This is a genomic window from Actinosynnema sp., from assembly GCF_052038725.1.
This window is the reverse complement of the sequence record NZ_JBQGCX010001534.1, coordinates 1-6,282: the sequence shown is the minus strand read 5'-3', so window position 1 is coordinate 6,282 and position 6,282 is coordinate 1. Positions and strand designations below refer to the sequence as shown.

The window sequence follows — 6,282 nt, the reverse complement described above, 5'->3', positions numbered from 1 at the left end:
GTTCTTCTGCGGCTTCAGCCTGTTTGTTCTGAGCCGGAAAGAGCACCGAAGGCGGTAGGGGGGGCGCAGGTGGGGCGGGGCGCCTTGGGGGTGACGTTTTGGCGGTTTTCGCCGGGTTCGTAAGTGGGGTGGGGGTTTGGCGGTTGGGGGGGGTGGTAAGTTGGACGGTGCGGGGAAGGAGAAGGACATGGCATCGCTGTTCAGCAAGATCACCGCGTTCACGCGCAGCCCGCAGGGGCGCAGGATCACCGAGCAGGTCAAGAACGCCGCGCGCGACCCGCGCACGCGGGCCAAGGCCCAGGACATGCTGAGGCGCTTCAAGAAGCGCTGACCGGCGCCCGGCTCCGGCCGGGTCGCGGGGACGCGGCCCACCGGGACCGGCGGTCCCCTCCACGACGCGGCGCCCGCGCGGGCGCCGCCCTCCTGAGCACGACCGGCTTCGCGGCAAGACCCGAGGGGGCCGCCCTGGTGGGGCGGCCCCCTCGGCGTGCGGCGCCCTCAGCCGCGCCCGCGGACCTGCTCCTCGGGCTCGTCGGAGACCGTGCCGCCCTGCGGCGGCACCTCGGCCGCGCTGACCGGGGAGGGCGCGGGCCCGTCCGCCGGACGCCCCTGCTCCAACCCTGCGCCCGCGACCTCGACGCCCGGCTCGGGCTCGACGTCCGCCAGGTCACCGGACCGGCGCTGCTCGACGAGGGCGTCGACCGGGTCGGGCTCGACGGGCCGCGCGCCCCGACCACCCGCGGCGGCGCGCCCGGCCGAGGGTTCCGGCTCGTCGGCGTCGACGGGGTCGTCGGTCGGGTCGAGCACGTCGACCAGGTCGGGCTCGGGCTCGGTGACCAACCCGTCCGCCGACCGGACGGGCGCGACACCCCGGTCCTGCGCGGCGGGCGACTCCACCTCGGGCCCGGCGACCAGCTCCCCGGACACCCCCTCGCCCCTGGGCGCGGGCACCTCGGCCCACTCGGGCCGCCCGGCCCGCCGGGGTCCGGGCACGCGCGGCACCCCGTCGGACGCGCCTGCCGGCGTCGCCGCGTCGGTCCCGGTCCCGGTCTCCTCCGACTCGGCAGCCCCTGATCCCACGGCCTCCGCCTCAACGGCCGCTGCGCAGGCCGCCTCCGCGCCTTCGGCAGGCGCACCGGCCTCGGACGAGGACTTCGCGGCGACCGGCCGGGCCTCCGGCGCACCGCTCGCCGCAGGGTGCTCGGCAGACACAGGCCCCTCGGCCGCCGGCTGCTCGGCCGCTGGCTGCTCGGCCGCCGGACGCTCGGTTTCCGGGCTCTCAGCCACAGGACGCTCGGCCGCCGGCTGCTCGGCCGCCGGCTGCTCGGTTTCCGGGCTCTCAGCCACAGGAAGCTCGGCCGCTGGCTGCTCGACCGCCGGACGTTCGGTTTCCCGGCCCTCAACCGCTGGACGCTCGGTCGTCGGCTGCTCGGCCGCCAGGCCCTCAACCGCTGATTGCTCGGCTGCCGGGCGGTCGACCGTCGAGCGATCGGCTGCCGAGTGATCGGCCGTCGGGCGATCGGCTGCCGAGTGATCGGCCGTCGGGCGATCGGCTGCTGGGCGATCGGGCGTTGGGTGATTGGTCGTCGAGTTGTCGATCGGCGGGCGGTTGCCGGGTGTGGGGTCGTTGCCGGGTGTGGGGTCGGTCGCGGTGAGCTCGACCGGCTCCCTCGGAGTGCGGCCCCGGCCCTCCTCCACGACCCGCGCCACCTCCTCCGCCCAGCCCAGCTCGGACAGCCGGGACACCAGGTACGAGGCCTCCAGGGACAGCTCGTCCACGTCGGCGACCCCGGCCTCCGCCGCCATCTCGGGCTCCACCCCGGAGCCCACGACCCGCTCGGCGTCACCCGCGCCCCGCTTCCCGGTGCCCGCGTCCCGCCCGGCAGCAGCCGCCCGTCCGGCAGCAGCCGCACCTCGGTCGGCCGCAGCGGCGGCATCCCGGCCAGCGTCACCCGCATCCCGCCCGGCGTCACCCGCGCCCCGGTCGGTGTCGCGCGCGTCGAGCTCCGCGGTGTAGGCGGCGGGATCGGTCAGCAGGTGCAGGGGCACCGCGCGCAGGCCGCCCGTGCGCGCCTGCGGGCGCACCGGGGCCTCCGGCTCCTCGGACGCGAAGGCGTCCTCCTTGTCCGCGGGCTGGTCGTCCACCGGGGCCGGGCCGCCCGCGCCGACCTCCGCCGGTTCCGGCTGGGCGACCAGCGCCGGGCGCTCCCGAGCCAGCAGGTCCGCGATGTCCACCAGGCGCATCAGCGGCTTCGGCGCCGCCACCGGGCGCTCGCGCGGGTCGGCGTCGGCTGGGTCGCCCCCACCCGTCGCGTCGAGGACGTCGTCCGGCCAGGGGTCCTCGTCCGCCGCGTCCGGCTTCCCGGCGACGCCCGGTCCGGCCGCGTCGACGCCGCCGTCCGACCACGGGTCGTCCCCGCCGCCGCCCCACCGCCCCACGACGCCGACCACCGGGTTCCGGTGGATCGGCCGGGTCGCGAAGTCGTCCGGCGGGAAGCTCGGGGGCTGCGCCTGCGCGCGCCCACCCGCCTCCGGCGCCGCGCCCTCCCGCTCGACCGGCCCGTCGCCGTCCGCCTCGGCGGGTTCCTCCTCCACGTCCTCGGCGCGCCTGAGCATCCACGCCGTGAGCACGCAGCCCGCGGCGAACGACAACATGCACAGGCCGAACACGAAAGCGACCGCCCCGGTCATCATCCGGACTCCCTACCCGACTACCCGACGAGCACGTCGACTTGCGGTCCACCGCCGGGGACCTCGCGCGCCCGGTCCGCGACGACGCGCGTCCTGATCGACTCCACCGGCACGCCCCGGTCGACCAGCGCGGCCCGCACGACCTCCGCGCGGCGCAGCGCCAGCACCGACGACTGCCCCTCCGGGGCCTCCCCCGGCCAGGTGTGGGCGACCAGCGTCACCGCGAGCCCACCCGTTCCGCCGAGCACATCGCCCAGCTGCCCGAGCACCGCGCCGCCCCTGCCCGCGTGCTCGACGCCGCCGGGCGCGAACTCGACGCCGGTGGCCGAGTGCTCCGCGAGCACCCGCTCGACCTCGCGCCGCGCCTGCGCCACGGGGCCCGCGCGGTCCACCGGGACCGCGCCTGCCGTCCCGGAGCCGGTGGTCCCTGAGCCGGTGGTTCCTGCGCCGTTGCTCCCTGCGCCAATGGTCCCTGCGCCAGTGGTCCCGGACCCGGTCGTCCCGGCGCCCGTCGTCCCGGACCCGCCAGGCCCGACGCCGGTGGTCCAGGGTCCCACCCCGCCAGGCCCGACCCCCGTGCTCCCGCCGACCCCGAAGGGCGCGCCCCGCGGCGTCGGGCCGGAGCGCGGCGGCTGCGGCCCCGCGAGGGGGTGGACCGAGGTCTGCGGGGCGGGCTCGCGCGGCGGGGCGAACGGCAGCGACCCGGTGATCTCCTCCTCGGCGAGGGCGAACCCGAGGCCGGTGAGCGAGGCGGGGACGACGACCAGACCCACGAGCAGCGGCGTCAGCGGCAGCCCGCGAGCGCGCATCAGGCCCCCGCCCGCAGGCTCGGGCGCCGGAGGCTCGGGCGGTGGTGGCGCGGGTCCGCCCGCAGCTGTCGAAGAACCATCGCCCGCCCCGCTCGACTCCAAGAAGATTCGCCGAGGATAGCCACGCGCCGACGGCCCAACCAGCACGTGAAAAGGGCTCACAACGGGCGGGTTCCGACGCGGCCGACCCGCGTTTGCAGCGCAAACGCAGAGCAACAAGATCAAGTGTTCCACCCCGCAGGTCACCCGATGGTGTCAAACGTGTAGCCGTCGAAAAAAGCGCCTCGACCAAGTGACCGTGAATACGTCCGACCTCCTTCGCTCGGATTAGTGACACCCGTTCGGCAGAGCGCTGCTCTACCGGTGAGTAACGCCCCTCACGCGTCCAACTACCCTGGACGGGTGACCGTCGAGCCCCTTCCCCTCACCGGCGAGCGGACCGCGCCCGGCATCGAGGCAGAGAACTACTGGTTCCGACGGCATGAGGCGGCGTACCTCGCCCTGCTGCGGCACTGCGCGGGAGCGGTCGTGCTGGAGGCCGGGTGCGGCGAGGGCTACGGAGCCGCGCTCATCGCCGAGCGCGCGGACCGGGTGGTGGCGCTCGACTACGACGCGCGCACCGCCGCCCACGCCGCCCGCGCCTACCCCGGACTGGCCGTGGTGCGCGGCAACCTCGCCGACCTGCCGCTGCGCGCGGCGAGCGTGGACGTGGTGGCGAACCTCCAGGTGATCGAGCACCTGTGGGACCAGGAGGGGTTCCTGGCCGAGTGCGCGCGGGTGCTGCGCCCCGGCGGGAGGCTGCTGCTCACCACCCCCAACCGGATCACCTTCTCCCCCGGCCGCGACACCCCCCTGAACCCGTTCCACACCAGGGAGCTGGCCCCCGCCGAGCTGGCCGACCTGCTGACCGGAGCCGGGTTCGAGGTCGAGGAGCTCACCGGCCTGCGGCACGGCCCCCGGTTGCGCGCGCTGGACGAGCGGTTCGGCGGCTCGATCATCGACGCGCAGGTCGCGGTCGTGGTGGACGGCGACCCGTGGCCCGCCGACCTGCTGGCCGCCGTGGCGGGCGTGAGCGCCGAGGACTTCGAGATCACCCCCGAGGAGATGGACGCGAGCCTCGACCTGGTGGCCGTGGCGGTCCGCCCGTGACCGGCGCCGAGGGCACGTTCTGCCTGGTGCTGCACAGCCACCTGCCGTGGCTCGCGCACCACGGGGCGTGGCCGGTCGGCGAGGAGTGGCTCTACCAGGCGTGGGCGCACTCGTACCTGCCGGTGGTGGACCTGCTGGAGCGGTTCGCCGCCGAGGGCAGGCGGGACGTGCTCACCCTCGGCGTCACGCCCGTGCTGGCCGCGCAGCTGGACGACCCGTACTGCCTGCGCGGCGTCCACGACTGGCTCGGCAACTGGCAGCTGCGCGCCCACGGGGCCGCGCCGAGGCTGCCGGAGCTGGCCGCCCGCGAGCACCGCGAGGCGGCGGTGGCGCTGGAGCGGTTCGAGGGCCGCTGGCGGCACGGGTTCTCGCCGGTGCTGCGCCCGCTGGTCGACTCGGGCGTGGTGGAGCTGCTCGGCGGACCGGCCGCGCACCCGTTCCAGCCGCTGCTCGACGAGCGGCTGCGGGCGTTCGCGCTGGAGACCGGGCTGCGGGACACCGCGCTGCGGCTCGGGTCGCGCCCGGAGGGGATCTGGGCCCCGGAGTGCGGGTACGCGCCGGGCATGGAGCGCGGGTACGCGGCGGCGGGCGTGCGGCGGTTCCTGGTGGACGGGCCCTCGCTCGGCAACGAGACGTGGGCGGGCAGGCGGGTCGGCGACTCGGACGTGGTGTGCTTCGGGCGGGACCTGGAGGTGTCGTACCGGGTGTGGTCGCCGAGGGTCGGCTACCCCGGCCACCCGGACTACCGGGACTTCCACACCTACGACCACGCCAGCGGGCTCAAGCCGTCGCGGGTGACCGGGGTCGAGGTGGCCCCGGAGCACAAGCGGCCGTACGACCCGGAGGCCGCGCGGGCGGCGGTGCGGGGGCACACCGAGGACTTCGTCGGCGCGGTCGTGGCGCGGCTGCGGGAGCTGAGGGCGGCGCACGGGCGCGAGGCGCTGGTGGTCGCCGCGTACGACACCGAGCTGTACGGGCACTGGTGGCACGAGGGGCCGCTGTGGCTGGAGTCGGTGCTGCGCGCGCTGCCCGAGGCTGGGGTGCGGGTGACGACGCTGCGCGGCGCGGTCGAGGCCGGGCACGTGGTGGGGTCGGTGGAGGTCCCGGCGTCGTCGTGGGGCGCGGGCAAGGACTGGAACACCTGGAGCGGGCCGCAGGTGGCGGACTTCGTGCACGCGAACGCCGCGCTGCAGCGGGAGCTGCTGGGGCTGGGGCTGGGCGGGGCGGTGCGGGACCCGGTCGCGGACCAGGCGGTGCGGGAGGCGCTGCTGTCGCTGTCGAGCGACTGGGCGTTCATGGTGACCAAGGACAGCGCGGCGGACTACGCCCGGTACCGGGCGAAGGTCCACGCGGAGCGGTTCCGGGAGCTGGCGGTCGAGCTGCGGGCGGCGCGCGAGGGCGCGGACCTCGGGCGGGTCGACCGGGCGCGGGGGCGGGCGGCGGAGCTGCGGGCGCTGTCCGGGCCGTTCGGGCACCTGGACGCGAGGGCGCTGTGACCGCGCGGCGCCCGACCGGTGCGGGGGCGCGGGGGTTGGCGGGGCGGGGGTTGGCAGGGCGGGGCCTGGCGGTCGCGGCCGGGCGCGTTCCGCCGGTGGGTTCGTGGTGGGGTCCCTCGGGGCGTCGGGCTTTCCGG

Annotated in this window: 5 protein-coding genes; 3 read left to right on the top strand and 2 right to left on the bottom strand. The window is 76.6% G+C overall.

Features of this window, described 5'->3' with window-relative positions:
- Positions 1-187: 187 nt before the first annotated feature.
- On the top strand, positions 188-331 hold the full coding sequence (locus tag ACTUAL_RS32250; RefSeq protein ID WP_177154440.1) for a hypothetical protein: 144 nt from the start codon (positions 188-190) through the stop codon (positions 329-331).
- Positions 332-498: 167 nt separating this feature from the next.
- Here the strand turns inward: ACTUAL_RS32250 and ACTUAL_RS32245 are convergent, their stop codons facing one another.
- Both ACTUAL_RS32245 and ACTUAL_RS32240 read right to left on the bottom strand, forming a co-directional pair.
- A complete protein-coding gene (locus ACTUAL_RS32245; protein WP_440902876.1) occupies positions 499-2,694 on the bottom strand; it encodes a hypothetical protein in 2,196 nt (731 codons plus the stop codon).
- A 17-nt stretch (positions 2,695-2,711) separates the two neighbouring features.
- On the bottom strand, positions 2,712-3,500 hold the full coding sequence (locus tag ACTUAL_RS32240) for a hypothetical protein (RefSeq protein WP_440902875.1): 789 nt from the start codon (positions 3,498-3,500) through the stop codon (positions 2,712-2,714).
- 402 nt (positions 3,501-3,902) lie between these two features.
- Between ACTUAL_RS32240 and ACTUAL_RS32235 the strand changes: the two genes are divergently transcribed.
- Together ACTUAL_RS32235 and ACTUAL_RS32230 are read left to right on the top strand one after the other, a co-directional pair.
- Positions 3,903-4,649, top strand: coding sequence for a class I SAM-dependent methyltransferase (locus ACTUAL_RS32235; RefSeq protein ID WP_440902874.1), 747 nt, complete (start codon positions 3,903-3,905; stop codon positions 4,647-4,649).
- A complete protein-coding gene (locus ACTUAL_RS32230) occupies positions 4,646-6,145 on the top strand; it encodes a 1,4-alpha-glucan branching protein domain-containing protein (RefSeq protein WP_440902873.1) in 1,500 nt (499 codons plus the stop codon). The genes ACTUAL_RS32235 and ACTUAL_RS32230 overlap by 4 nt, the downstream gene beginning before the upstream one ends.
- Positions 6,146-6,282 lie beyond the last annotated feature (137 nt).

What these genes read in the sequence shown, in the direction of transcription:
- ACTUAL_RS32250 (WP_177154440.1), top strand. Translation starts at nt 188, where the DNA reads ATGGCATCGCTGTTCAGCAAGATCACCGCGTTCACGCGCAGCCCGCAG.
- ACTUAL_RS32245 (WP_440902876.1), bottom strand. Translation starts at nt 2,694, where the DNA reads ATGATGACCGGGGCGGTCGCTTTCGTGTTCGGCCTGTGCATGTTGTCG.
- ACTUAL_RS32240 (WP_440902875.1), bottom strand. Translation starts at nt 3,500, where the DNA reads ATGCGCGCTCGCGGGCTGCCGCTGACGCCGCTGCTCGTGGGTCTGGTC.